We start from the raw sequence: 22,711 nt of genomic DNA on the forward strand, positions 1-22,711 counted from the left end.
CGGGAAAAGCTGGTTCGGTCGCTCAGGCGGCCAGGGGCGTCGCGGGCTCCAGCGCGACGATCGCGCTCTCGTGCCACTCGACGAAGACGTGCTCGCCGCGCAGGTCGCCGCGGTCGCCGCTCGCGTTCTGCTCGAGCACGCTCACGCGCTGGCCGGCCTCGAGGTCGACCACGACGCGGGTCGAGTTGCCGAGATAGATCGACTCGACCACGGTGCCCGGGGCGCTCAGCGTGCCGGGTTCCGCGGCCCGCTCGGTGGCGAGACGCATCTTCTCGGGTCGGATGGAGTGCTCGCCGGCGCGGGCGAGCAGCCGCTGCGAGAGCTCGGCGTCGAACAGGTTGGTGGTGCCGACGAAGTCCGCGACGAAGCGGGATCCCGGGCGTTCGTAGAGTTCCGCCGGGGTGCCGAGCTGCTCGATCCGGCCGGCGTTGAACACCGCGATCCGGTCCGACAGGGTCAGCGCCTCCTCCTGATCGTGCGTGACGAAGATGAACGTGATGCCGAGGTCGCGCTGGATCTGCTTCAGCTCGACCTGCATCTGCTCCCGCAGCTTGAGGTCGAGCGCGCCGAGCGGCTCGTCGAGCAGCAGCGCCGCGGGCTCCACGACGGTGGCGCGGGCGAGGGCGACGCGCTGGCGCTGGCCGCCGGACAGCTGCGACGGCATGCGCTCGGCGACGTGCTCGAGCCGCACCAACTCGAGAGCCTTCATGGCGCGGGCCTTGCGCTCGCCGCGGGAGACGCCGCGGACGCGGAGTCCGTAGGCCACGTTCTCGAGCACGTTCATGTGTGGGAACAGCGCGTAGTCCTGGAACACGGTGTTGACATTGCGGTCGAACGGGGCCTTCGCAGTGACGTCCTCGCCGAAGAGTTCGACCGTGCCCGAGGTGGGTTGCTCGAACCCGGCGATGAGCCGCAGCACGGTGGTCTTGCCGGAACCTGAAGGGCCGAGCATCGAGAAGAACTCGCCCCTGCTGATCTCGAGGTCGACGTGGTCGACCGCCGTTACGGTGCCGAATTCGCGGGTGAGGCCGGTGAGCCGGATGGCCGGTTCGAGCTGCGGTGCAGTCATGAACATCTCCTTTGATGTGTGGATAGCGACAATCATATGACTCCAGATGTTTAACGCAAGTCGGTCATGTTACGGTGAAGCAACGATCGACGAACGGACCGACGGAGGTGAGGCCGGATGCCGCGTGATCTCGCGCAGGCGGACGCCGCACGCGCCGTCGTGTTCGCGCCCCTCGACGGCATCGGCCGCGGGGAGCGCGTGGCGCAGCGCCTGCGCGACGCGATCCTCTCGGGCATCCTGCGCGACGGCGAGCGGCTCCCCAGCGAGAGCGAGACGGCGCGCCGCTTCGGCGTTGCCGTCGTGACCGCCCGCGAAGCGCTCGAATCGCTCCGCGAGCAGAAGCTCGTGCAGACCCGACGCGGTCGCGAGGGCGGCAGCTTCGTCACCTTCGATCGCGAGCGCGCCGCGCGCCTCATGGACGAGCGGGTCTGCGGGATGAGCCGCGGCGAGCTGCGCGATTTCGCGCTCTACTACGCGGCGATCGCGGGAGCCGCCGCCGAGGCGGCCGCGGATCGCGCGGGGCCGGAAGACCTCGCGCGGCTCGCCGAACTCGAGGACGGGGCCGTCGAGGAATCCCTCGGAGCCGCGCGTCGAGCCGTCGGCCGATTCCAGCTCGAGATCGCCGCGCTCTCGCAGTCCCCGCGACTCGTGCGCGCCGAGCTCAACCTGCAGGTCGAGGCGGGCAGCCTGCTCTGGCTCTGGCTGCGCGAACCCGACGGGCGTGCGCGAAGCCGGCAGGCTCGTGCGAAGATCCTGGAGTCGCTCGAGCAGAGCCCGGAAGCGGCCCGCGCGGCAGCCGTGGCGCACATCGAGGCGGCTGCCGACTGGCTCATCGAGGAGAAGGAACGGCTCGAAGCCGCTCTCGAGGGATGAAAGGACATCACTCATGATCGGAGACAACGGGGACTCCGCTCGTCACGCCGCGCAGGAGGTCGGAGCGGCCTTCGGCGAGGTGTTCCGCACGGTCGACGACTGGGGTGCGGAAATCCGCCGCACGCTGGAAGCGCCGGGACAGGCGCCGCCCACGGCCAAGCGGCTCGACCCGATCGTGGGGGACCTCGCGATCCCGCAGCTGCTCGATGACGGGCTCATCACCGGTGCGGGCTTCGTCTCCGCACCGGGGTTCCTGGGCGACGCCGCGTGGCACCTCGCCTGGTGGCTGCGGCGCCTCGAGATCCCGGCGGAGCGCGGCCCCGACGCCGCACTGCGCCGACTCGCGACCGTCGACGACCCCGAGGCCGAGCAGTTCCGCGACTACACGACGCTCGAGTGGTGGAAGGTGCCCGCGACCACGGGGCGCAGACACGTCACCGGTCCCTACGTGGACTACCTGTGCACCGACGACTACACCGTCACCATCACCGCCCTGGTCGGAGAGGTCGGCACGCCGTCGGGCGTCGTCGGTGCGGACGTGCACGTCTCGCGCATGGAGCGCGCGCTGATGCCGGTGCTGCGCTCGGTGCCCGGGGCGGTCACGATCGTGAGCCACGCGGGTCGGGTCATCATCTCGAACGAGACCCGGCGCGCACCGGGATCGCTCCTCCGCATCCCCGGTGTCTCCGAAGCGCTCGCGGACCTGCTCGCGGAGGATCCGGAGGGCGGCCGAGGGGCGGGGGTCGAGCTCGATCTGCCCGACGCGAAGGTGCTGCGGTGCGGCGACGCCCCGCTCGGGCTCGTGTTCCACGGCTGAGCCGGTTCGCGCGCTCAGGCTCAGCGGATAGAATGCGGAGCTGTGCTCGACTCGCTGGAACTGAACTCCACTCTCGCCCTCTACTCGGCGATGATCGTCTACGCGATCGCGTTCGTGTTCTACGCGGTCGATCTGGCCAACCGCAGCGGTGATGCGACCCGCCTCGCGGCGGCTCAGCCGGCCGCCGCCGAGCAGTCATCCGGGGGCGGCATCGCGACCCTGACCCGCACCGTGGCCCCGACCGAGGCGCCCGCGCGGCGTTCTCGTTCGCTCCGCATCGGCTTCTCGCTCACCGTGCTCGGCTTCCTCCTGCACCTCGCGGCGACCATCATGCGCGGCATCGGCGCGAGCCGGGTGCCGTGGGCGAACATGTACGAGTTCGCGCTGACCGCGACCTGCGCGATCGTGCTCATCTTCCTGCTCGTGCAGATCTTCGTCGACCTGCGCTTCCTCGGCACGCTCGTGACCGGACTGACCGTGCTGTTCCTCGGTCTCGCCAAGGTGAACTTCTACGTCTCGATCGTGCCGCTCGTGCCGGCGCTGAACTCCTACTGGCTGGTCATTCACATCCTCGTCGCGGTGCTCGCCACCGGCTTCCTCACGCTGTCCTTCGGCCTCTCGGTGCTGCAGCTGCTGCAGACCCGTCGCGAGAACCGCATGACCGCGGGCTCCGGCGAACCGATGAGGTTCCTCGCGACGTTCCCGAACTCGACCCGCCTCGAAGACCTGTCGTACCGCATGGCTATCATCGGCTTCGTCTTCTGGAGCTTCACCCTGATCGCCGGGTCGATCTGGGCCGAGTCCGCGTGGAGCCGCTACTGGGGCTGGGACACCAAGGAGGTCTGGACCTTCGTCATCTGGGTGCTCTACGCGGGCTTCATCCACGCGCGGGCGACGCGCGGCTGGCGCGGCACCCGCTCGGCCTGGCTGTCGATCATCGCCTACGCCGCCGTGCTGTTCAACTTCACCATCGTGAACGTGTTCTTCAAAGGCCTGCACGCGTACTCGGGTCTCTGATCCGGCACCGCGCGACAACGGAGCGGCCCCCGAACCATCCGGTTCGGGGGCCGCTCCGTTGTCGCGCGGACGGCTCGTTCAGCAGCGCTTGAGCGAGCCGACCGCGGAGGAGACGACTCCGGTCCCGCCGAGCAACCGAACCTGGGTGACCCCCTGGTTCAGCGCGTCGGTGATCATCGATCCGGGCACGCAGGAACCGGGGACGATGAACAGCGGCGTCTGCTGCGCGCCGGCGATCGCGGATCCCGCGAGCGCGTCGGCGAAGCCCTGACCCGTGGCGAAGTACATCGTCTTGAACGTGGGGAAGGACACCCGGCCGATGGCCTCGGAAGTGGCGTAGCGATCGCCGCCGGAGACCCGCGTCGTGGAGATGCCCGCCGCCTTCAGATCGCTCTGGATCCGGGAGGAGACCGCCCCGGTGCCGCCGGTGATGGTGGCGCTGGTGGTCTGCAGGCCCTTCAGGAACGACTTCGTCGTGGCATCTAGCGGACGGGTGCCGTTGACGAGCAGCACCGGGCGGCCCTTGGCGCCCGCAGCCGCACCGGTCGACAGCGCATCGGGGAAGTTCATACCGGTGGCGACGTACACCGAGGGCGCCGACGTCGGGAATCCGCGCTTGATGAGCTTGCGCGAGGTATCGAATCGATCCTTGCCCGCGAGCCGGCTGACCTTATTCGCGTACTTGCCGAGCGCCTTGCCGACGGAGGTCGGGACCGCTCCGGTGCCGCCCACGATGACGATCTCGGTCGGCTTCAGCCGCTTGAGCTCCGTCGTGACGCTGGCGGGGAGCGTCTTCCCGGTCAGGAGCAACGGTGCGTGCTCCTTGGCCGCGATCGGGCCGGCGCCGAGCGCGTCGGGGTAGTTCGCGCCGGTCGCGATGAAGACCGTCCTCGCTCCGTTCGGGTAGGCCGCCTTCGAGATCGCCACGCTGGTCGAGTAGCGATCGGCCCCCGCGTATCGAACGACGGACGGCTTCGCGATGATCCGCAGCGAACCGGAGACGGGAGCGCCGATCGACCACTTGCCCCAGGCTCCGCGCATGGTGAAGCTCTTCGTGCCCGGGGTGAGCCCGGCCAGCGAGACGGACCACTTGCCGTTCACGATCTTCGCGGTGCGGACCTTGGTCTCTCCCGAGAACTGGATCTTGAGGTAGTTGCCCGACGCGACGTTCGTGGCGGTGCCCGAGAGGGTTCCGCCGGCGAACACGCGGGTATTCGCGGGGAGGCTCGTGACCTTCGGAACCAGCTTCACCGTGACGAGGGGTTCCCAGTTGCCGCCGAGCCGGCCGGCGACGCTGTTGTTGGCGCCGGCCCGCTTGGAGACCATCGGCGCGTAACCCGACTGGTAGCCGGACTGGCCGCAGGAGGCCGAGGTGGTCGTGGAGGAGTTCACGCCGACGGCCGAGGTGCCGACGACCGCGGCGCCGCCGCTGTCTCCGGGGATCAGGCAGGCGGTCGAGCGGATCGAGTTCACGAGATGCCCGGCGACGTTCGCGGTCTGGTCGACCGCGATGACGCGGCCGCAGGTCCAGCCGCTCGTGGAACCCGTCTTGCAGATCGGAGCTCCGGCCACGGTCGAGGTCGAGGTCGTGACGAGCTTCTTCGCACCCGAGTTCGGTGCGCCCTTTCCGCCGCCCCAGGCGAGCAGCCCGGACTTCGGGGTGAAGTTCGCCGTATTGACGGCGATGAGCGCGGTGTCCGCACCGTTGCCGTACATCGGGGTTCCCGAGACCCAGGATCCGAGCGGGGCTCCGACGGTCACCTGCGGGGAGTTCTTCGGATCGTCGTCGTTGGCCTTCGTGAAGTTGAGCGCCCTGAGCGTCGGGTACGCCGACTTGTAGCAGTGGCCGGCGGTGAGGGTCTGGTAGGCGCCGGAACCGGCGAGCGCGCGGCCGTTGAACGCGGTGCTGCAGCGGTACCAGGAGTTGCTCGTGACCATGCTGCCGTACGGCTGGCCGCTGTAGAGGTCTGCTGCCGGCCCGAACTCGGCCTCGGGTGCGGTCGGGGGAGCACCGTAGCTCACCCGGGCGCCGGTGGACTCCGCGAGCGCCGCGGCCTCCGCGTCGGTGACGTAGACGGTGAGCTCGGTGCCGGTGACCTTGCCGCCGACGACTCCGGCGCTGCGCTCCTGGAGGGCTTCGAGCACGGTCGCGCCGTCGGTGGCGGCCTCGCCCTCGGCGAGATACTCCTCGATGCCGAGGCCGAGGTCGCGCTGGGCCGCGTCGGCGAGCTCGGGGTCGATCTCGGCGGCCGCCGCGGAGAACTCCGAGAGCGCGTAATCGCCCATGACCGGGAGCTCGTCGGGCGTGGCATTCGAGTCCACCGTCGGGGTCGACTCGTCGAAGACGGGCGCCGCGGGGACGGGTTCGGGCGCCGCGGCTTCCTCTGCGGAGGCGGGTGCGAGCCCGAATCCGACGAGGGACGCCGCGAGGACGAGGGCAAGTGAGGAAGCTAGGCGAGTTTTCACGAGATCCTTAGCTGATTACCGAGCAGAAATCAGGGGGCTCCTGTATGAGAGGAAGCTCCCTGGAGGGCAATAGTAAGCAGTTTCCGGATCGTTGTCTCGTTTGGTTGAAACGGCGAGCAAATCGCGGGAGCCGTCCCCGCGCATCGAACGACTCCCGAGCCGTTCGCCGATCCCGGTCCAGCGGGCTGATGCGGCCGCGCGGAGGAGGGGGAGTCGGCCTAGCGGACGAGGCGCGCGATCGCGTCCGAGGCCTCCTTGAGCTTCTCCTCGGCGATCGCTCCGCCCTCGGCGGCGGCGTGCGAGACGCAGTGGCTCAGGTGGTCGTCGAGCAGCGCGAGCGCGACGCGCTCGAGCGCCTTCGTCGCCGCGCTCACCTGCGTGATCACGTCGATGCAGTAGGAGTCCTCCTCGACCATGCGCTGGATCCCGCGCACCTGGCCCTCGGCCCGGCGCAGCCGCTTCAGCAGGTCGTCCTTGTGCGCGTCGTAGCCGTGCGTGTGCCCACCCGTCGGCTCGGCCGGCTCGGTCGGCTCGGTCGTCCCGATCTCCGCGATGCTCATGTGCGCCTCCCGCGTTTCGTGCATGGCGGCAGCGTACACCCCCGAGGGGTATCAGTCGAGGCGGGTTCGCCGAGCGCGCAGCAGCTCGCCCAGGCCGCCGATCACCAGGATCGCGACGGCGATCCAGATCGCGATGTAGGTCGGCCACTCGCCCGACGCGATGGTCTCGCCGAGCAGCAGCGAGGCGACGACGAGCAGCGCCGGTTCCGCGTAGCTCAGCAGCCCGAAGAGGCTCATCGAGAGGAGCTTCGAGGCGAGGATGTAGAGCAGCAGCGCGAAGGCGGCGAACAGCGCGAACAGCGGCGCGGTCCACTGCAGGGTCGGGTGCTCCGCGAACGCGGTACCGGTCGCGATCTCGATGCCGAGCACCGTCGCCGCGAGCGGGAGCACGGTCAGCAGCTCCCAGAACATCCCGCCGATGTGCCCGGTGCCGAGCGAGCGGCGCAGCACGAAGTAGACCGGATACCCGAGCGCGACGAGCAGCGTCTCCCAGGAGACGCCGCCCATGCGGACGATCTCCCAGACGACGCCGATCGCGGCGACCCCCGCGGCGACCCACTGCCACCAGCGCAGGTGGTCGCGGTACAGGAACTTGCCGAGCACGACGAGGACGAGCGGGAGCAGGAAGTACCCGAGGGCGACCTGCAGGCCGCGTCCGTGCAGCGGGGCCCAGCCGAACACCCACAGCTGCGCGCTGAGCATCAGCCCGCAGGCCAGGATCCCGAGCAGCGCGATCGGTCGGCGCCGCACCAGGGAACCGACCTCGACGATGAGCGCGCGGCGGCGCATGGCGAGCAGCGCGAACCCGACGAACGGCAGGGTCACGAGCGCGCGGACCGCCCAGATCGCCTCTGCCGGCAGCGGTGCGAGCATGGGCGTCGCGAAGTAGAGGATCGCGAAGCTCACCGACGAGCCGAGCGACACGAGCACACCGCGCGAGAGCGGCGGGGCGGCGGCGGAGGAGGTCATGGGCGATCCAAGGAGGTCGAACGGGAGGCGGGGATGCGCGCGGGCCCGGAACGCACCGGCGCCCCGGCCCGCTCAGGGCCGGGGCGCCGGTGTGATCCGGACCGGATCAGAGATCGATGGCGCCGATGACCTCGCCGTACTGGGTCTCGCCGACGGGTACGAAGCCCATGCGCAGGAAGAAGACCTCGGGGCCGTCCTCGCCGCGCTCCCAGAGAACGGTCAAGCGTCCGACGCCGCGTGCGCGGGCCTCGTCGAGCAGTGCGGCGACGGCGAAGCGACCGACACCCATGCCCTGAGCCTCGGCGTCCACGTTGATGCGCCACAGCGCCGCGCGGAACTCCTCCTCCTTGGCGTCGGGATCGAAATTCCCGTGCACGAAACCGACCACCCGGTCGCCGTCGAGCACGACGCGCTGCCAGGCGGAACCGATCGGGGTGACCGCTGCGGCCGCGGAGTAGGAGACGGGCGTGACGAATTGCTCCTGCCCGGGCTTCAGGCCCAGGCTGTTCACGGCCACGATCGTCGCGGCGGACAGTTCTTCGAGTCGCAGCTGGCTCATGTACTCAGGCTAGCGCTCCCGACGCGATGCGCAAGTGGTGAGCGGCAGACATGCAGGATCGCCGTACGATGAATGGGTCTCCGAGCTCTCGGCACGGATTCGCGCCGAAGAACCGAAGCACAAGAAGGGTGCGCGCATGGGGCTGCTGCACGAACTCAGAACCTCGTCGAAGACCGCGCTGCTCGTCGCGGTCGCCGCGGCGACGGTCGGCATCATCTACGGTTACGATTCGTCGAACATCGGCGGGGCGCTCGATTTCATCGCCAAGACCTTCGATATCCGCAGCGAGGCCGAGAAGGGCGTGCTCACCTCCTTCGTCATCTTCGGCGAGATCGGCGGCGCCCTCATCGGCGGCTCGCTCGCCAACCGCTTCGGGCGCAAGCGCATGATGGTGCTCGTGGCGGCCACCTTCGCGCTCTTCTCGCTCGCTTCCGGGCTCGCGTGGGACGTCCCCTCGCTTGCGATCGCCCGAGTACTGCTGGGCGTCTCGATCGGCATCTCGATCGTGGTCGTGCCCATGTACGTCGCGGAGTCGGCGCCCACCAAGATCCGCGGCGCGCTGCTCGTCATGTACCAGGTCGCGACCGTGGTCGGCATCATCTTCGGCTACCTGCTCGCCTGGGCGCTCGCCCCGACCGAGAACTGGCGGATCATGCTCGGCGCCGCCGCGGTGCCCGGCGTGCTCATCACGCTGCTGCTCCTGCGCGCCCCCGATACGCCTCGCTGGTACATGATGCGCGGACGCGTGTCGGATGCGACCCGCGTGCAGGCGCTGATCGAGCCGGACGGCGACACCGATGGCGAGATCGCCTCGATGCAGCGCGAGCTCGACAGCGGATCGGGCGTCCCCTCCGTCCGCAAGGGCCTCGCCGAGATGCTCCGCAAGCCCTACCTGCGGGCGACCGTGTTCGTCGTGCTGCTCGGCTTCTTCGTCCAGATCACCGGCATCAACGCGATCGTCTACTACAGCCCGCAGATCATCAAGGCGATGGGCTTCGCCGAGACCGACCACATGGCGATCTTCGGACTGCCCGCGCTGGTGCAGGTGATCGGCCTGATCGCGGTCTTCGTGTCCATGTCGCTCGTGGACCGCATGGGCCGGAGGCCCGTGCTGCTCACCGGCATCGGGATCATGGTCGTCGCCGGGATGCTGATGGTCGCGACCTTCGGCTTCGGCGCGGCGGGGCAGGATCCGACGAACGTGCGCCTCGACGGCGGCTTCGTGGCGCTCGGGTTCCTCGGACTCGTGCTCTTCAACGTCGGTTTCACCTTCGGCTTCGGATCGATGATCTGGGTGTACGCGGGCGAGGCGTTCCCGTCGCACCTGCGCGGCCTCGGGTCGAGCACCATGCTCACGAGCGACCTCGTCGCGAACTACATCGTCGGCGTCGCGTTCCTCCCGCTGCTGAAGCTCACCGGCGGAGCCGGGGTGTTCGCGGTTCTGGGCGCCTTCGCCGTGCTCGCCTTCCTGTTCGTGCTCAGGTTCGCGCCCGAGACCAAGGGGCGCCCGCTCGACGACATCCGCCTGTTCTGGGAGAACGGCGGCAAGTGGCCCGCCGAAGATCGTGCCGACTGAAAATCGGGCAGACTAGAGGCACGCCGGGCCTGGGCAGAGCGCCCGGCACCACTACGAAAGGCATGTGCGCATGCAGGTCATCATTGTCGAGACGCCCGAAGAGGTCGGGCGCGTTGCCGGCGAGCGCATCGCCGCGGTCATCCGTCGGAGCGCGTTCGCCGTGCTCGGCGTCGCGACGGGCTCGTCGCCCCTCGGCGCCTACGCCGAGGTCGCGCGCCAGGTGTCGGAAGGCTCGCTCGACACCGCGGGCGTCACCGCCTTCGCGCTCGACGAGTACGTGGGGCTCCCGCAAGAGCATCCCGAGAGCTACCACTCGGTGATCCACCGCACCGTGACCGAGCCGCTGCGGCTCGATCCGGCTCGGGTCCATGTGCCCGACGGCACGGCCTCCGACCTCGAGGCGGCCTGCGCCGACTACGAGCGCCGCATCCGCGAGGCCGGCGGTGTCGACCTGCAGCTGCTCGGCCTGGGCGCGAACGGGCACATCGGCTTCAACGAGCCGACGTCGTCCTTCGGGTCGCGCACGCGCCCCAAGACCCTGGCGCCCAAGACGCGTCAGGACAACGCCCGCTTCTTCGACTCCGCCGATCAGGTGCCGGTGCACTGCCTCACCCAGGGACTCGGCACGATCCTCGACGCGCGCGAGCTGCTGCTGGTCGCACAGGGCGCCGGCAAGGCTGACGCGGTCGCCGAGATGATCGAGGGCCCGCTGTCGAGCCGTTGCCCCGCGAGCGCGCTGCAACTGCACCCGGAGGCGACCGTGATCATCGACCGGGCGGCGGCGGCGAAGCTGGAGCTCACCGAGTACTACGAGCACGTGCTGAAGCACCTGCCGGCCTGAGTCCTCAACAGTCTCGTCGTCGCCAAATATCTCGACGTCGAGATACCCCGGAAACTTGGGTAGACTGTCGGTGGTCCCAACGGATCCACCGACGACGGCGATCCGGAAGGCGCTGCTGTGCGCGGTTCCGGACGGAGCGACACGCGCCCGCCGCCGTCCCACACCACTCACCACAGAACTGGGAGACGCGTTGGCGAAGATCAAGGTTGCAGGCACGGTCGTCGAGCTCGACGGCGACGAGATGACGCGGATCATCTGGCAGTTCATCAAGGACCGCCTGATCCACCCGTACCTCGATGTCACGCTCGAGTACTACGATCTCGGGATCCAGCACCGCGACGAGACCAACGACCAGGTCACGGTCGACGCTGCTCACGCGATCCAGAAGCACGGCGTCGGCGTCAAGTGCGCCACCATCACCCCCGACGAGGCCCGCGTCGAGGAGTTCGGCCTCAAGCAGATGTGGCGCAGCCCGAACGGCACGATCCGCAACATCCTCGGCGGCGTGATCTTCCGCGAGCCGATCATCATCTCGAACATCCCTCGCCTGGTGCCCGGCTGGAACAAGCCGATCATCATCGGCCGCCACGCCTTCGGCGACCAGTACCGCGCGACCGACTTCCGTTTCGCGGGCGAGGGCACCCTCACGGTCGAGTTCACCCCGAGGGACGGCGGCGAGCCGCAGAAGTTCGAGGTCTACCAGTCGCCCGGCGACGGCGTCGCGCAGGTGCAGTACAACCTCGACGCGTCGATCCGCGACTTCGCGCGCGCCTCGCTGAACTACGGCCTGTCGCGCAACTACCCGGTGTACCTCTCCACGAAGAACACGATCCTGAAGGCCTACGACGGCCGCTTCAAGGACATCTTCCAGGACATCTACGACACCGAGTTCAAGGAGCAGTTCGAGGCTGCGGGCCTCACCTACGAGCACCGCCTCATCGACGACATGGTCGCCTCGGCCATGAAGTGGGAGGGCGGTTACGTCTGGGCCTGCAAGAACTACGACGGCGACGTGCAGTCCGACACCGTCGCGCAGGGCTTCGGCTCGCTCGGTCTCATGACCTCGGTCCTCGCGACCCCGGACGGCAAGGTCGTCGAAGCAGAGGCTGCGCACGGCACGGTGACCCGTCACTACCGCCAGCACCAGCAGGGCAAGCCGACCTCGACCAACCCGATCGCCTCGATCTTCGCCTGGACCCGCGGGCTCGCGCACCGCGGAAAGCTGGACGACAACCAGGCGCTCATCGAGTTCGCGCACACCCTCGAGGACGTCGTCATCAAGACCGTCGAGTCGGGCAAGATGACCAAGGACCTCGCGCTCCTCGTCGGCCCCGAGCAGAGCTTCCTCACCACCGAGGAGTTCCTCGCAGCGATCGACGAGAACCTGCAGGCCCGCCTCGCGTAAGCGAGCGAGCACACGGTGAAGGCCGCGCCCCTCGGGGCGCGGCCTTCACCGTTTCCGGAGCCGATCGGCGGGTCAGGCGCGCAGCGGCAGGACGATCCCTCGACCGGTCTTCGGGTGGGGGATCACCTCGACCGGCGTGCCGTAGACCGCGGACACCGTCTCGGCGGTGAGCACGTGCTCGGGCGTATCGCAGGCCACGATCCCGCCGTCCTTCAGCAGCGCGATACGGTCGGCGTAGGCGCCGGCCAGATTGAGATCGTGCAGCACGACGAGCACCGCATCGCCCGCGCGCGCGCGTTCGCGAGCCATCGAGAGCACGGCCTCCTGATGCGCCAGATCGAGCGCGGCGGTCGGCTCGTCGAGCATGAGCACGCCGGTGCGGCCCGCGAGCACACGAGCGAACGCCGCGCGGGCCCGTTCGCCGCCCGAGAGCGACGGCACCCGGCGGTTGCCGAGGTGCGCCACGTCCGCAGCCGCGAGCGCCTCCGCGATCGCCGCGTTGTCGTCGTCCTCGCGCGGGGTGCGGCGCCAGGGCGCGCGACCCATCTCGACGATCTGGTGCACGGTGAACGGGAACAGCAGCTGCTGATCCTGCAGCAGCACGCTGCGCCGCCGCGAGAGCTCGGGAAGCGACCAATCGCCCAGGGGGCGGTCGCCGAACCGCACGTCGCCCCCGTCGGGCTCCACGTCGCCGCAGAGCACGCTGAGCAGCGTCGACTTGCCGGCACCGTTCGGGCCGAGCAGTGCGAGCACTTCGCCGGCGCGCAACTCGAGGGAGACCCCGTCGAGCAGGGCGCGGCCGCCGCGCACGAGGCGCACGGACTCGGCGGCGCACACGACCTCGCCGACGGGGGTGCGCTCGGGCAGCACCAGTGCGCGGGCGGCCATCACCCCCACCCCCCGCTCCGCTTGCGCGTTCGTCGCAGGAGCCAGAAGAAGAACGGGCCGCCGACGAGCGAGGTGAGCATGCCGATCGGCAGATCCGACATCGGCACGATGGTGCGGGCGCCCAGGTCGGCGAGTGTGAGCAGCAGCGCGCCGCCCAGCGCCGACGCGGTGACGAGCGGCAGGTGCGCCGGCCCGAGGATCATGCGCATGAGATGCGGGATCACGAGGCCGACGAAGGCGATGATGCCGACGAACGCGACGGCCACGCCGACGAGCAGCGCCACGAGTACGATCACGCCGACGCGGAGCAGTTCGACGTTCACCCCGAGGTGGCGGGCGTTGCGCTCGCCGAGCGAGAGGAGGTCGAGCTTGCGTGCCACGAGCCACGCGACGATCAGTCCGATCGCTACGACGGGGGCCACGATGAGCACCTGGGACCAGCGGCTGCCGGCCATGCTGCCGAGCTGCCAGAACACGATCTGCTCGCGCGACTGGGTGTCCCCGAGGAAGGTGAGGAGGGCGATCCCCGCACCGGCGACGGCGTTGACCGCGATGCCCGTGAGCACGAGGGTGACGACCTCGGTCTTGCCCTCAGATCGGCTCATGGCGTAGACGAGCAGGGTGGCGGCGAGGCCCGCGGCGAACGCGAACACCGCGATGGTCCATTCGCCGAAGATCGAGATGCCGAACACGATGCAGAGGCCGGCCCCGACCGCGGCGCCCGACGAGATGCCGATCACGCTCGGCTCTGCCAACGGGTTGCCGAAGATCGCCTGCATGAGCAGGCCGGACACGGCGAGCGCCGCACCGACGAGCGCGGCCATCGCCACGCGGGGGAAACGGATCGCCCAGAGCGTCTGGTCGCCGGCGGGGTGGGTGGGAAGCGGTAGCCAGTCGATCCCGATCCGGTGGAGCAGGGAGCCCACGACCTGATCCGGCGGGATCGCGAGCTGACCCGTTCCTGCGGACGCGATCAGCGCGACGAAAAGCGCGACCCAGAGGCCGACGAACAGTGCGGTCGTGGTCGCTGCATGCCTCGATTTCCGCGTGGACGCGGGTTCGTGGTGCAGGTTCATTTCTGGGGGAGGGCCTTACTCGCCGGTGCGCAGCGATCCCTGATCGGGACCGGGAACCCGGTCCCGGGTTCCTCATATCTATCTTAGGCTAGGCTAACTTGGTCGTCAGATCTGGAGGTGTGCGATGCCCCCGATGCGCCGAACCACCCGTGCGCACCGATCCCGAACGCGAGCCGCCGCGCTCCTCGCGATCACGCTCGCCGCGTCCCTGGGCCTCGCGGGCTGCCAGACCGGCGGTGACCCGAAGGCCACCTCCGGGCAGCAGAAGGTCGACCTCCCGCCGCTCTCGACGCTCACCCCCGTCGCGAACCCGCGCACGGTCGAGGGGCCGGCCACCGCCGTGATCGGCGGCCCGAGTCTGCCCCCGCTCTCGGCGAAGGCCGAAGCGAAGCTCCCGGTGACCGTCACCTCGCACGATCCCGGCGGCGACCGCCGGGTCGAGGTGACGGACACCTCCCGCGTGATCGCCCTTTCGCTGACCGGTACCGTCGCCGAACTGGTGTCGGCCTACGGGCTCACCGACCGGCTCGTCGGGCGCGACGTCTCCACGAAGCTGCCGGGCACCGAGGATCTGCCGGTGGTGACCAAGTCCGGTCACACGATCGACGCCGAGAGCGTGCTCGCGCTGAACCCGACCCTGATCCTCACCGACGGATCGATCGGCCCCACCGACGTCGTGCTGCAGCTGCGCGACGCCGGGATCACGGTCGTCACCGTGACCCGATCCACTGATCCGAAGAGCACCGACGTCGCGGCGAAGGAGATCGCGGCCGCGCTCGGCGTCGCCCCGCTCGGCGACGAGCTCACCGCTCAGCTCGACGCCGCCATCGCCGCGAAAGAGGACGAGATCCGGCCGCTGGTGCCGAAGGATCCGGCCAAGCGTCCGCGCGTGGCCTTCCTCTATCTGCGCGGCACGGCCGGAGTCTTCTATCTCTTCGGCGAGGGCAGCGGAGCGGACAGCTTGATCCGGGGGATCGGCGCGGTCGACGTGGCGAAGGAGATCGGCTGGGTCGGCGAGAAGCCGATGACCAGCGAGGCGCTCATCGCGAGCGACCCCGACGTGCTGCTCGTCATGACCGGTGGGCTCAAGAGCGTCAAGGGCGTCGACGGTCTGCTGGCCGCCCAGCCGAGCATCGCGCTCACGCAGGCCGGCAAGCACCGTCGCATCATCGACGTCGATGACACCCTCGTCTTCGCGGGCGGCACGCGCTACCCCGACGTGCTCGACGGCCTCGCCCGGGCGATCTACACCGACGGATCCGCCGGATCGTAGACCGCGGCCCCCTACCCGGAACCTGGCAGATTCCACGTGTACGCTGTGCTGAGTGCTGGGCCGCTGCTGGTCGCCCGACACCGGACGACTAATGGGAGACACGCGTGACGGGTGAACTGACGGAGGCTTCGAGTGCGGCTCGACGCCCCAATCGGCTGCCGGAAGACCGCTTCGACCGCGTCCAGCACACCCGCAGGGCGGGTGCGCATCGACTGACTGCGCGTCCGCGCACCTTCTGGACCTACGCGGTCGCAGCGCTCGTCGGCACCGCCGTCTGCGCCACCGCGGGGATCTTCGCGCTGCAGGCGGCGAGCAGCACGGGCGAGGTCCGCCTGCCCACCGGGAAGACCACGACTACGGCCGCTGAAGCCGCCAAGCTCGATCCGAAGGCGACGGTCGCCGTCATCAACGGCACCTCCACCGACGAGCTCGCCGGCGGCGTCGACAGCGTCATCACGAAGGAGAAATGGGGCCAGGTCAGCTTCTCGGGCGACGCGGCCAAGCGAGACGTCAAGATCTCGGCGATCTTCTACTCCGCCGACGCCGATCGCCCTGCGGCCGAGGGGCTCGCGAAGAAGCTCGGCGGTCTCTCCTCTTACAAGTCGTCGAGCTACGACAGCTATCAGGTGAAGCTCGTGGTGCTGCTCGGCGCCGACTACGCGGGGCCGGGCAAGGCCGAGGCCGCGAAGATCGTGAGCGGGCAGACCACGGCGCCGGATCGCGACGCCGGGACGACCGCTCCGTTGTCCGGGGCCGGCGACGAGCAGGCTCCGGCGCAGTAGCCGCAGGGGTTCGCCCAGCGTTCTCCCGGTGTTCGCCGAGCGCGAGCGTCTCCGCTTGCACTCCCCAATGGTGAGTGCCAAGATTGGCTTAGCACTCGGTTCTCCCGAGTGCTAATACCCAAGTGCTTCAGGCGACGCGCCACCGCGCGCCGCCCACCACGACCGACCGGGAGGGTCGACACATGGCAAAGATCATTGCGTTTGATGAGGAAGCGCGTCGCGGACTCGAGCGGGGTCTGAACATCCTCGCCGATACCGTCAAGGTGACGCTCGGCCCGCGCGGCCGCAACGTCGTGCTCGAGAAGAAGTGGGGCGCCCCCACGATCACCAACGACGGCGTGTCCATCGCCAAGGAGATCGAGCTCGACGACCCCTACGAGAAGATCGGTGCAGAGCTCGTCAAGGAGGTCGCGAAGAAGACCGACGACGTCGCGGGTGACGGCACCACCACCGCCACCGTGCTCGCTCAGGCGCTCGTGCGCGAGGGCCTCCGCAACGTCACCGCCGGTGCCGATCCCATCGCGATCAAGAAGGGCATCGAGAAGGCCGTCGCCGCCGTCTCGGCTCAGCTCCTCGAGAACGCCAAGGAGATCGAGACCACCGATCAGATCGCGGCGACCGCTTCGATCTCGGCCGCCGACGAGCAGATCGGCAAGCTGATCGCCGAGGCGATCGACAAGGTCGGCAAGGAGGGCGTGGTCACCGTCGAGGAGTCCAACACCTTCGGTACCGAGCTCGAGCTCACCGAGGGCATGCGCTTCGACAAGGGCTACCTCTCGGCGTACTTCGTCACCGACGCCGATCGCCAGGAGGCGGTCTTCGAGGATCCTTACATCCTCCTCGTCAACAGCAAGGTCTCCAACATCAAGGACCTGCTCCCCGTCGTCGATCCCGTGATCCAGTCGGGCAAGCAGCTCCTCATCATCGCCGAGGACGTCGAGGGCGAGGCGCTCGCCACCCTCGTGCTCAACAAGATCCGCGGCATCTTCAAGTCCGTCGCCGTCAAGGCTCCGGGCTTCGGCGACCGTCGCAAGGCCATGCTGCAGGACATCGCGATCCTCACGGGCGGACAGGTCATCTCGGAGGAGGTCGGCCTCAAGCTCGAGAACGCCACCCTCGACATGCTCGGCACCGCCCGCAAGGTCATCATCACCAAGGACGAGACCACCATCGTCCAGGGCGGCGGCGAGGAGGAGGCGATCCAGGGTCGCGTCCAGCAGATCCGCCGCGAGATCGACAACACCGACTCGGACTACGACCGTGAGAAGCTCCAGGAGCGCCTCGCGAAGCTCGCCGGCGGCGTCGCCGTCATCAAGGCGGGCGCTGCGACCGAGGTCGAGCTCAAGGAGCGCAAGCACCGCATCGAGGACGCTGTCCGCAACGCGAAGGCTGCGGTCGAGGAGGGCGTGCTGCCCGGCGGCGGTGTCGCACTGATCCAGGCCGGCAAGGACGCGTTCGCGTCGCTCGAGCTCTCGGGCGACGAGGCCGTCGGCGCCAAGATCGTGCAGGCGGCCATCGAGGCTCCGCTGCGCCAGATCGCGCTCAACGCCGGTCTCGAGCCGGGTGTCGTCGCGGATCGCGTCGCCAACCTGCCCACCGGGCACGGCCTGAACGCCGCGACCGGCGAGTACGGCGACCTGGTGGCACAGGGCATCCTCGATCCTGCCAAGGTCACCCGCTCGGCGCTGCAGAACGCCGCGTCGATCGCCGGCCTGTTCCTCACCACCGAGGCAGTCGTCGCCGACAAGCCCGAGCCCGCTGCCGCGGCTCCGGCCGATCCCGGCGCAGGCATGGACTTCTAAGTCCCGGCCTCTGTGTGAAGCGGGGTCGCACCTTCGGGTGCGGCCCCGCTTCTGCGTTCTCCGGGTCACTCCGTTCGCCGCTCACTTGTGCATAGATGACCTTGCGTGCAAATAACATGTTACCTTTAGCATGCGAGTGACGGCGTGTCGTCGCCGGCACTGCGGTGCGCCCGATCCTCGGGCGCCGGTTGAGAAGGGAACGACGGACACTATGACGCAGAACCAGAAACGGGTTCGTGCAAAGCACTGGAGCCGTTCGGCAGCCGGGATCGCGGTCGGCGCGCTCGGGCTGAGCAGCCTCGTCGTGGGCGGTGCCGCGGCCACGGCCGCGCCCGAGGGGCCACGGTATGTTCCGGGAGCGAGCATCCTGGGCACCTCGGCGGAGACCGAGAGCGAGCACTATAACGAGTGGCACTTCGGCCCGGGCGCGGGCTATGCGCAGTCGGTCGAGCAGCAGCGCAACGGGATCCAGCTGCAGGCGGAAGCTCCTACGCAGGTGATCCGCGGGAACGGGAACGACCTCGATCCGTCTGCTGACGAGACCCCGTTGAGCGAGGTGCTGGACGGGCTCGAACTGGTGGCGTCCGACGATGCCGCACTGACGTTCCAGGTGGGCGTGCGTATCGATGACGATGCAGACGGTGTCTGGGAGCCGGGTGAGTCCTGGGCGACCCTGCGTGCTCCGGCGGACGACACGGACGCGTGGACCACGAGTCGTGCAATCGGTGAACTGCAGCCGGGCGAGACCGTCGACCGGGCCGGGGCCATCGCGGCTCTGGGCTCGAACGCCTACGCGATCTCGACGGGCTTCCTCTCGTGGAAGCCGGCCTCACCGGTGCTGGTGACCTCGTTCACCGACCCGTCGGGCACCACCCGCTTCACCGCCGAGCCGGCGGCGCCGACTGCGGGAGCAGAGCGCACCGAGTACCTCACCGAGATCCGTCCGGACGAGGACACGTACCCGGGGTGGCACAACGGGGCCGACTCCGGCGAAGCCTGGGAGTTCGTGCACGAGACCGAGTCCCCGAACAGCATCGCGCTCACGGGTCGCGTGCAGCTCCTCAACGGCTTCGCCGAGGAGGACTTCCTGGCGAACGGGCTCGAGCTCGCCCTGACCATGCAGGTCGGCCGCTCCGGCGGGCCGGTCTGGGTGCAGATCCCCGTCTTCGCCTCCCCCGATGGGCAGGACGGCAAGCCCGTATTCACCACGGTGCGCGCGCTCGTGCCCGAGTCCGGAAATCTGGCGGATGCGACCGAGTGGGAGATCTCCCGCGCGGTCGGCGGCCTCGACAAGAACACCCCCGCAACCTTCGAGAGCGTGCGGGCTGCGCTGGGCGAGCACGACGTGATCGGGTACGGCATCTACGTCGACACCGGTCAGTCGGCGCTCGTCGGTTCGATCGTCTTCAACGGCCTCACCACCGTATTCGGTGCGGAGCGGAAGCCGGTGGATCCGGCCCCGGTGTGGTCGCGTCTGGGTGGCGCCGACCGGTTCGAGACCGCGGTCACGGTGTCGCGTGAGCACTTCCCGAACGGCGCGAAGGCCGTGGTGCTGTCCCGCTACGACGTCCCCGCGGACGCGCTGACGGCGGCCCCGTTCGCCGTGAAGCAGAACGCGCCCCTGCTCCTCACCCAGACCGGTACCCTCACGGCCGCGACCAAGACGGAGCTGCAGCGCCTGAAGCCCGACACGGTGTACATCGCCGGTGGTACCGGTGCGGTGTCCGCGCAGGTCGAGCAGCAGGTGCGTGCGCTGGGCGTCAAGACGGTGCGCATGGGCGGGCAGGATCGGTACGCGACGGCGAACCAGATCGCGAAGACCGGCTGGGGCAAGAGCGGCGCAGACGCCGTGTTCGTCGCGACGGGTCGGGACTTCCCCGACGCCCTGTCCGCGGGAGCGGCCGCGGGCAGCGTGGACGCTCCGGTGCTGCTCGTCGACGGAAAGGCCGGGGCGGCGCGTCAGGACGTGCAGGCGCAGCTGAGCGCGCTCAAGCCGGCCGCGGTGCATATCGCGGGCGGCACGGGTGTGGTGTCGACGGGCATCGAGTCCGGCCTGGGGAAGAGTGCGAAGGTCGCCCGTCACAGTGGTGCGGACCGGTATGCGACGTCGGCGGCGATCGGCAAGGTGTGGCATACGAAGTCGGGCACGGTGTATCTCGCGACGGGTGCGGGGTTCGCTGACGCGCTGACGGGTGCTGCGGTTGCTGGTGGGAAGCCGGGGCCGGTGCTGCTGGTGCGTCCGGGCTGCGTGCCGCAGCCGGTCGCGGGTGTGCTGGGTGAGATTGCGCCGCAGGCGGGGTATGTGCTGGGTGGTTCGGGTGTGGTGAGTGAGCGTGTGCTGACGAACCGCAACACCTGCGCCTAGGCCATCGACGGGCCTCACGGCCCGTCTGCCGAGGTGGCGGGTCAGCGCACAAGAACGCTGACCCGCCACCCGTCAACGGGACCTTCCGGCTCGCGCCGGAACCGTCCGGCTCGCGCCCGAGAGCCGAGCCGGACGGGCTCAGCCCGTCGAACCGGGCTCGGCAGGTGTTTCTGGGCGTGGGCCGGTGTGCTCGAGCGAACCCGTGGTGGGTGCGACCGGCAGATCGACTCGGAACGTGGCCCCTCCGCCCTCCGTCTCGTGCACGCTCACCGATCCGCCGTGGGCGTCGACGATCGACTTGACGATCGACAGCCCGAGGCCGGAACCGCCGGTCTCGCGGTTGCGTGAGGTGTCTGCGCGCCAGAAGCGATCGAAGATCTTGGTGCGGAGCTGCTCGGGTACGCCCTCACCGTGGTCGATGATCTCGAAGTGACCCGAATCCGGGCCGGAGGCGACCGCGATCTCGATGGGGCTGCCCTCGGGGCTGTACCGCAGCGCGTTCCCGATCAGGTTGGTCATGAGCTGCCGTACCTTGTGCTCGTCTCCCAGCACCGTCGGGCGCGACGGATCCTCGATCACGCTGACCGTACGGTCCGGAGCCTGGGCGAGCGCGTCGAACGCCGCATCCGCAGCGAGCGCGTTCAGGTCCAGCGTCTTGAGTTCGAGCGGACGCCGCTCATCGAGTCGGGCCAGCGAGAGCAGATCCTCCACCAGGGAGGTCATGCGGATCGCCTCCTTCTCGATCCGGCCCATCGCCTGGCCGACCTGCTCCTCGTCCTGCAGCGCCCCCATACGGTAGAGCTCGGCATAACCCCGCACCGACACCAGGGGCGTGCGCAGTTCGTGGCCGGCGTCGCCGACGAAGCGGCGCATCTGGTCGATGGTCCGAGCACGCTCCGCCAGAGCGACATCGATGTGGTCGAGCATCACGTTGAGCGACTCGCCCAGATGACCGACCTCGGTGTGCGGGTGCGCGACGTGGATGCGCTTCGAGAAGTCGCCCTTCGAGATCTCCATCGCGGTGCGCTCCACCTGGGCGAGCGGCACGAAGGTCGTGGTCACGAGGATCCGAGTGAGCGCCGCGCCCAGCAGGATCACCGCGATGCCGAAGCCGCCGAAGATCAGGATGAACTGCGCGGTGGTCTGGCCGGTGTGCGCGGTCGACGCCGCGATCAGCAGCGTGCCGGTCTGCCCGGGGGTGGCCCCGTGGACGAGCAAGGCGGTCGCCCGCCACTCGAGGCCGGCCGCGTCCGTGATGGTGAACGTCGAGCCGGCCACCCGGGTCTCGACCACGGTATCGGTGAGGCCCGGCGGGATCCGCGGAACGTTCTCGGTCGGCCAATCCGTGGCGTTGTCGTAGCGCTTCTTGCCCGTCGAATCGAGCATCGCGACGTAGTACGAGCTGTTCGCGCCCTGCACGTCGTAGGGCGTCAGCGCTTGCAGGTTCACCCCCGAGGCCAGAGCCCGGGTGGGATCCTTGCTCATGCTCTGCAGATCGCTGTCGACCACCTGGACGAGGTACGGGCGCAGGAAGGAGAGCGTGCCGACTCCCGCGACGATGAGCCCGAGCGACAGGATGAACACGGTGACACCCGTGATCTTCGTGCGCAGCGAGACATCGGCCCAGCGCTGCGCGGGCGATCGGCGCGCCACCCTACTTCGCTTCGGTCTTCAGCATGTAGCCGAAGCCGCGCTTGGTCTGGATCAGCGAGTCGCCCGTGAGCGGATCGAGCTTCCGGCGGAGGTACGAGATGTAGGACTCGACGATGCCCGCATCGCCGTTGAAGTCGTACTCCCACACGTGGTCCAGGATCTGCGCCTTCGACAGCACGCGGTTCGCGTTCTGCATGAGGTAGCGCAGCAGCTTGAACTCGGTGGGGGAGAGCTCGACCGAGGTGCCGTCGACGGTCACCTCGTGGGTGTCCTGGTCGAGCACGATCGGGCCGGCCGAGAGGACCGCCTCCTCGTCCTCCTGGATCGTGCGGCGCAGGATCGCCTTGATGCGGGCGATGATCTCGTCGAGGCTGAACGGCTTGGTCACGTAGTCGTCGCCGCCGACGGTGAGACCCGTCACCTTGTCCTCGGTGTCGTCCTTCGCGGTGAGGAACAGGATCGGCGCGGTGTAACCCGCCGAGCGCAGCCGCTTGGTCACGCTGAAGCCGTTCATATCGGGGAGCATCACATCGAGGATGATGAGATCCGGCTCCTCCTCGAGCACGGCGGAGATGGTCTGCGCACCGTTGCCCACGGCGCGCACGCCGAAGCCCGCGAAGCGGAGGCTGGTGCTGAGCAGCTCGCGGATGCTCGGCTCATCGTCGACGATCAGGATCCTGGGGCCCTTGTGCTGCGTGTTCATGCGACCAGTCTCTGACC

At 69.2% G+C, this 22,711-nt stretch carries 19 protein-coding genes; 10 read left to right on the forward strand and 9 right to left on the reverse strand.

What is annotated here, in order from left to right; genetic code table 11:
• Window positions 1–22 precede the first annotated feature (22 nt).
• Window positions 23–1,069, reverse strand: a complete 1,047-nt coding sequence (locus tag BMH31_RS00180) for an ABC transporter ATP-binding protein (RefSeq protein ID WP_099723902.1) — start codon at window positions 1,067–1,069, stop codon at window positions 23–25.
• Window positions 1,070–1,186: 117 nt separating this feature from the next.
• Between BMH31_RS00180 and BMH31_RS00185 the strand changes: the two genes are divergently transcribed.
• Genes BMH31_RS00185 through ccsB form a run of 3 tightly spaced genes read left to right on the forward strand, consistent with a single transcriptional unit; the run spans window position 1,187 to window position 3,776 of the window.
• Window positions 1,187–1,942: a GntR family transcriptional regulator gene (locus BMH31_RS00185; RefSeq protein WP_099723903.1), complete on the forward strand. Its 756-nt coding sequence runs from the start codon at window positions 1,187–1,189 to the stop codon at window positions 1,940–1,942.
• 13 nt (window positions 1,943–1,955) lie between these two features.
• Window positions 1,956–2,759 carry a cache domain-containing protein gene (locus BMH31_RS15280; RefSeq protein ID WP_143469769.1) on the forward strand — a complete coding sequence of 268 codons (804 nt, stop codon included), beginning with the start codon at window positions 1,956–1,958 and terminating at the stop codon, window positions 2,757–2,759.
• A gap of 42 nt (window positions 2,760–2,801) precedes the next feature.
• Window positions 2,802–3,776, forward strand: a complete 975-nt coding sequence (gene ccsB, locus BMH31_RS00195) for a c-type cytochrome biogenesis protein CcsB (protein ID WP_241898053.1) — start codon at window positions 2,802–2,804, stop codon at window positions 3,774–3,776.
• Between the two features lie 78 nt (window positions 3,777–3,854).
• Here ccsB and BMH31_RS00200 read toward each other — a convergent pair whose 3' ends face one another.
• The 4 genes from BMH31_RS00200 to BMH31_RS00215 form a co-directional block, all read right to left on the reverse strand.
• The gene (locus BMH31_RS00200) at window positions 3,855–6,242 is read right to left on the reverse strand and encodes a cell wall-binding repeat-containing protein (protein ID WP_099723905.1); all 2,388 of its coding nucleotides are present in this window, start codon (window positions 6,240–6,242) and stop codon (window positions 3,855–3,857) included.
• A gap of 218 nt (window positions 6,243–6,460) precedes the next feature.
• The gene (locus BMH31_RS00205; RefSeq protein WP_241898085.1) at window positions 6,461–6,709 is read right to left on the reverse strand and encodes a metal-sensitive transcriptional regulator; all 249 of its coding nucleotides are present in this window, start codon (window positions 6,707–6,709) and stop codon (window positions 6,461–6,463) included.
• Window positions 6,710–6,853: 144 nt separating this feature from the next.
• Window positions 6,854–7,771: an EamA family transporter RarD gene (gene rarD / locus BMH31_RS00210; protein ID WP_099723907.1), complete on the reverse strand. Its 918-nt coding sequence runs from the start codon at window positions 7,769–7,771 to the stop codon at window positions 6,854–6,856.
• 106 nt (window positions 7,772–7,877) lie between these two features.
• Window positions 7,878–8,330 (reverse strand): GNAT family N-acetyltransferase, encoded by a 453-nt coding sequence (locus BMH31_RS00215; RefSeq protein WP_099723908.1) that lies wholly within the window; start codon window positions 8,328–8,330, stop codon window positions 7,878–7,880.
• A 136-nt stretch (window positions 8,331–8,466) separates the two neighbouring features.
• Here BMH31_RS00215 and BMH31_RS00220 point away from each other — a divergent pair, with 136 nt between their 5' ends.
• The 3 genes from BMH31_RS00220 to BMH31_RS00230 all read left to right on the forward strand — a co-directional run bounded on the left by BMH31_RS00220 (window position 8,467) and on the right by BMH31_RS00230 (window position 12,152).
• Complete coding sequence (locus BMH31_RS00220) at window positions 8,467–9,906, forward strand: sugar porter family MFS transporter (RefSeq protein WP_099723909.1); 1,440 nt, start codon at window positions 8,467–8,469, stop codon at window positions 9,904–9,906.
• Window positions 9,907–9,976: 70 nt separating this feature from the next.
• Window positions 9,977–10,747, forward strand: a complete 771-nt coding sequence (nagB, locus tag BMH31_RS00225) for a glucosamine-6-phosphate deaminase (protein ID WP_099724004.1) — start codon at window positions 9,977–9,979, stop codon at window positions 10,745–10,747.
• Window positions 10,748–10,937: 190 nt separating this feature from the next.
• Window positions 10,938–12,152, forward strand: a complete 1,215-nt coding sequence (locus tag BMH31_RS00230) for an NADP-dependent isocitrate dehydrogenase (RefSeq protein ID WP_099723910.1) — start codon at window positions 10,938–10,940, stop codon at window positions 12,150–12,152.
• A gap of 72 nt (window positions 12,153–12,224) precedes the next feature.
• On the opposite strand, the gene BMH31_RS00235 is transcribed toward BMH31_RS00230, so the two are convergent.
• Together BMH31_RS00235 and BMH31_RS00240 are read right to left on the reverse strand one after the other, a co-directional pair.
• Window positions 12,225–13,040, reverse strand: coding sequence for a heme ABC transporter ATP-binding protein (locus tag BMH31_RS00235; protein ID WP_099723911.1), 816 nt, complete (start codon window positions 13,038–13,040; stop codon window positions 12,225–12,227).
• Window positions 13,040–14,116: an iron ABC transporter permease gene (locus BMH31_RS00240; RefSeq protein ID WP_099723912.1), complete on the reverse strand. Its 1,077-nt coding sequence runs from the start codon at window positions 14,114–14,116 to the stop codon at window positions 13,040–13,042. Before BMH31_RS00240 ends, BMH31_RS00235 begins: the two co-directional genes overlap by 1 nt.
• A 133-nt stretch (window positions 14,117–14,249) precedes the next feature.
• On the opposite strand from BMH31_RS00240, the gene BMH31_RS00245 reads away from it, so the two are divergent.
• The 4 genes from BMH31_RS00245 (at window position 14,250) to BMH31_RS00260 (ending at window position 20,338) form a co-directional block, all read left to right on the forward strand.
• Complete coding sequence (locus BMH31_RS00245) at window positions 14,250–15,389, forward strand: ABC transporter substrate-binding protein (protein ID WP_099724005.1); 1,140 nt, start codon at window positions 14,250–14,252, stop codon at window positions 15,387–15,389.
• Between the two features lie 104 nt (window positions 15,390–15,493).
• Complete coding sequence (locus BMH31_RS00250) at window positions 15,494–16,171, forward strand: LytR C-terminal domain-containing protein (RefSeq protein ID WP_099723913.1); 678 nt, start codon at window positions 15,494–15,496, stop codon at window positions 16,169–16,171.
• A 182-nt stretch (window positions 16,172–16,353) separates the two neighbouring features.
• Window positions 16,354–17,973 carry a chaperonin GroEL gene (gene groL / locus BMH31_RS00255; RefSeq protein WP_046456867.1) on the forward strand — a complete coding sequence of 540 codons (1,620 nt, stop codon included), beginning with the start codon at window positions 16,354–16,356 and terminating at the stop codon, window positions 17,971–17,973.
• A gap of 211 nt (window positions 17,974–18,184) precedes the next feature.
• Window positions 18,185–20,338: a cell wall-binding repeat-containing protein gene (locus tag BMH31_RS00260; protein ID WP_158234912.1), complete on the forward strand. Its 2,154-nt coding sequence runs from the start codon at window positions 18,185–18,187 to the stop codon at window positions 20,336–20,338.
• Window positions 20,339–20,476: 138 nt separating this feature from the next.
• On the opposite strand, the gene BMH31_RS00265 is transcribed toward BMH31_RS00260, so the two are convergent.
• Window positions 20,477–21,991 carry a HAMP domain-containing sensor histidine kinase gene (locus tag BMH31_RS00265; RefSeq protein ID WP_099723915.1) on the reverse strand — a complete coding sequence of 505 codons (1,515 nt, stop codon included), beginning with the start codon at window positions 21,989–21,991 and terminating at the stop codon, window positions 20,477–20,479.
• A 1-nt stretch (window position 21,992) separates the two neighbouring features.
• Entirely contained in the window at window positions 21,993–22,694 is a 702-nt protein-coding gene (locus tag BMH31_RS00270; RefSeq protein WP_046456869.1) for a response regulator transcription factor, read from the reverse strand.
• Between the last annotated feature and the right edge of the window lie 17 nt (window positions 22,695–22,711).

Source organism: Leucobacter sp. OLIS6, from assembly GCF_002752355.1.
In the GTDB taxonomy this organism is placed as follows: Bacteria; Actinomycetota; Actinomycetes; order Actinomycetales; family Microbacteriaceae; genus Leucobacter.

What these genes read in the sequence shown, in the direction of transcription:
- BMH31_RS15280 (WP_143469769.1), top strand. Translation starts at nt 1,956, where the DNA reads ATGATCGGAGACAACGGGGACTCCGCTCGTCACGCCGCGCAGGAGGTC.
- BMH31_RS00215 (WP_099723908.1), bottom strand. Translation starts at nt 8,330, where the DNA reads ATGAGCCAGCTGCGACTCGAAGAACTGTCCGCCGCGACGATCGTGGCC.
- BMH31_RS00240 (WP_099723912.1), bottom strand. Translation starts at nt 14,116, where the DNA reads ATGAACCTGCACCACGAACCCGCGTCCACGCGGAAATCGAGGCATGCA.
- BMH31_RS00270 (WP_046456869.1), bottom strand. Translation starts at nt 22,694, where the DNA reads ATGAACACGCAGCACAAGGGCCCCAGGATCCTGATCGTCGACGATGAG.
- BMH31_RS00260 (WP_158234912.1), top strand. Translation starts at nt 18,185, where the DNA reads ATGACGCAGAACCAGAAACGGGTTCGTGCAAAGCACTGGAGCCGTTCG.
- BMH31_RS00180 (WP_099723902.1), bottom strand. Translation starts at nt 1,069, where the DNA reads ATGACTGCACCGCAGCTCGAACCGGCCATCCGGCTCACCGGCCTCACC.
- rarD (WP_099723907.1), bottom strand. Translation starts at nt 7,771, where the DNA reads ATGACCTCCTCCGCCGCCGCCCCGCCGCTCTCGCGCGGTGTGCTCGTG.
- nagB (WP_099724004.1), top strand. Translation starts at nt 9,977, where the DNA reads ATGCAGGTCATCATTGTCGAGACGCCCGAAGAGGTCGGGCGCGTTGCC.
- BMH31_RS00245 (WP_099724005.1), top strand. Translation starts at nt 14,250, where the DNA reads ATGCGCCGAACCACCCGTGCGCACCGATCCCGAACGCGAGCCGCCGCG.
- BMH31_RS00220 (WP_099723909.1), top strand. Translation starts at nt 8,467, where the DNA reads ATGGGGCTGCTGCACGAACTCAGAACCTCGTCGAAGACCGCGCTGCTC.
- BMH31_RS00185 (WP_099723903.1), top strand. Translation starts at nt 1,187, where the DNA reads ATGCCGCGTGATCTCGCGCAGGCGGACGCCGCACGCGCCGTCGTGTTC.
- groL (WP_046456867.1), top strand. Translation starts at nt 16,354, where the DNA reads ATGGCAAAGATCATTGCGTTTGATGAGGAAGCGCGTCGCGGACTCGAG.
- BMH31_RS00235 (WP_099723911.1), bottom strand. Translation starts at nt 13,040, where the DNA reads ATGGCCGCCCGCGCACTGGTGCTGCCCGAGCGCACCCCCGTCGGCGAG.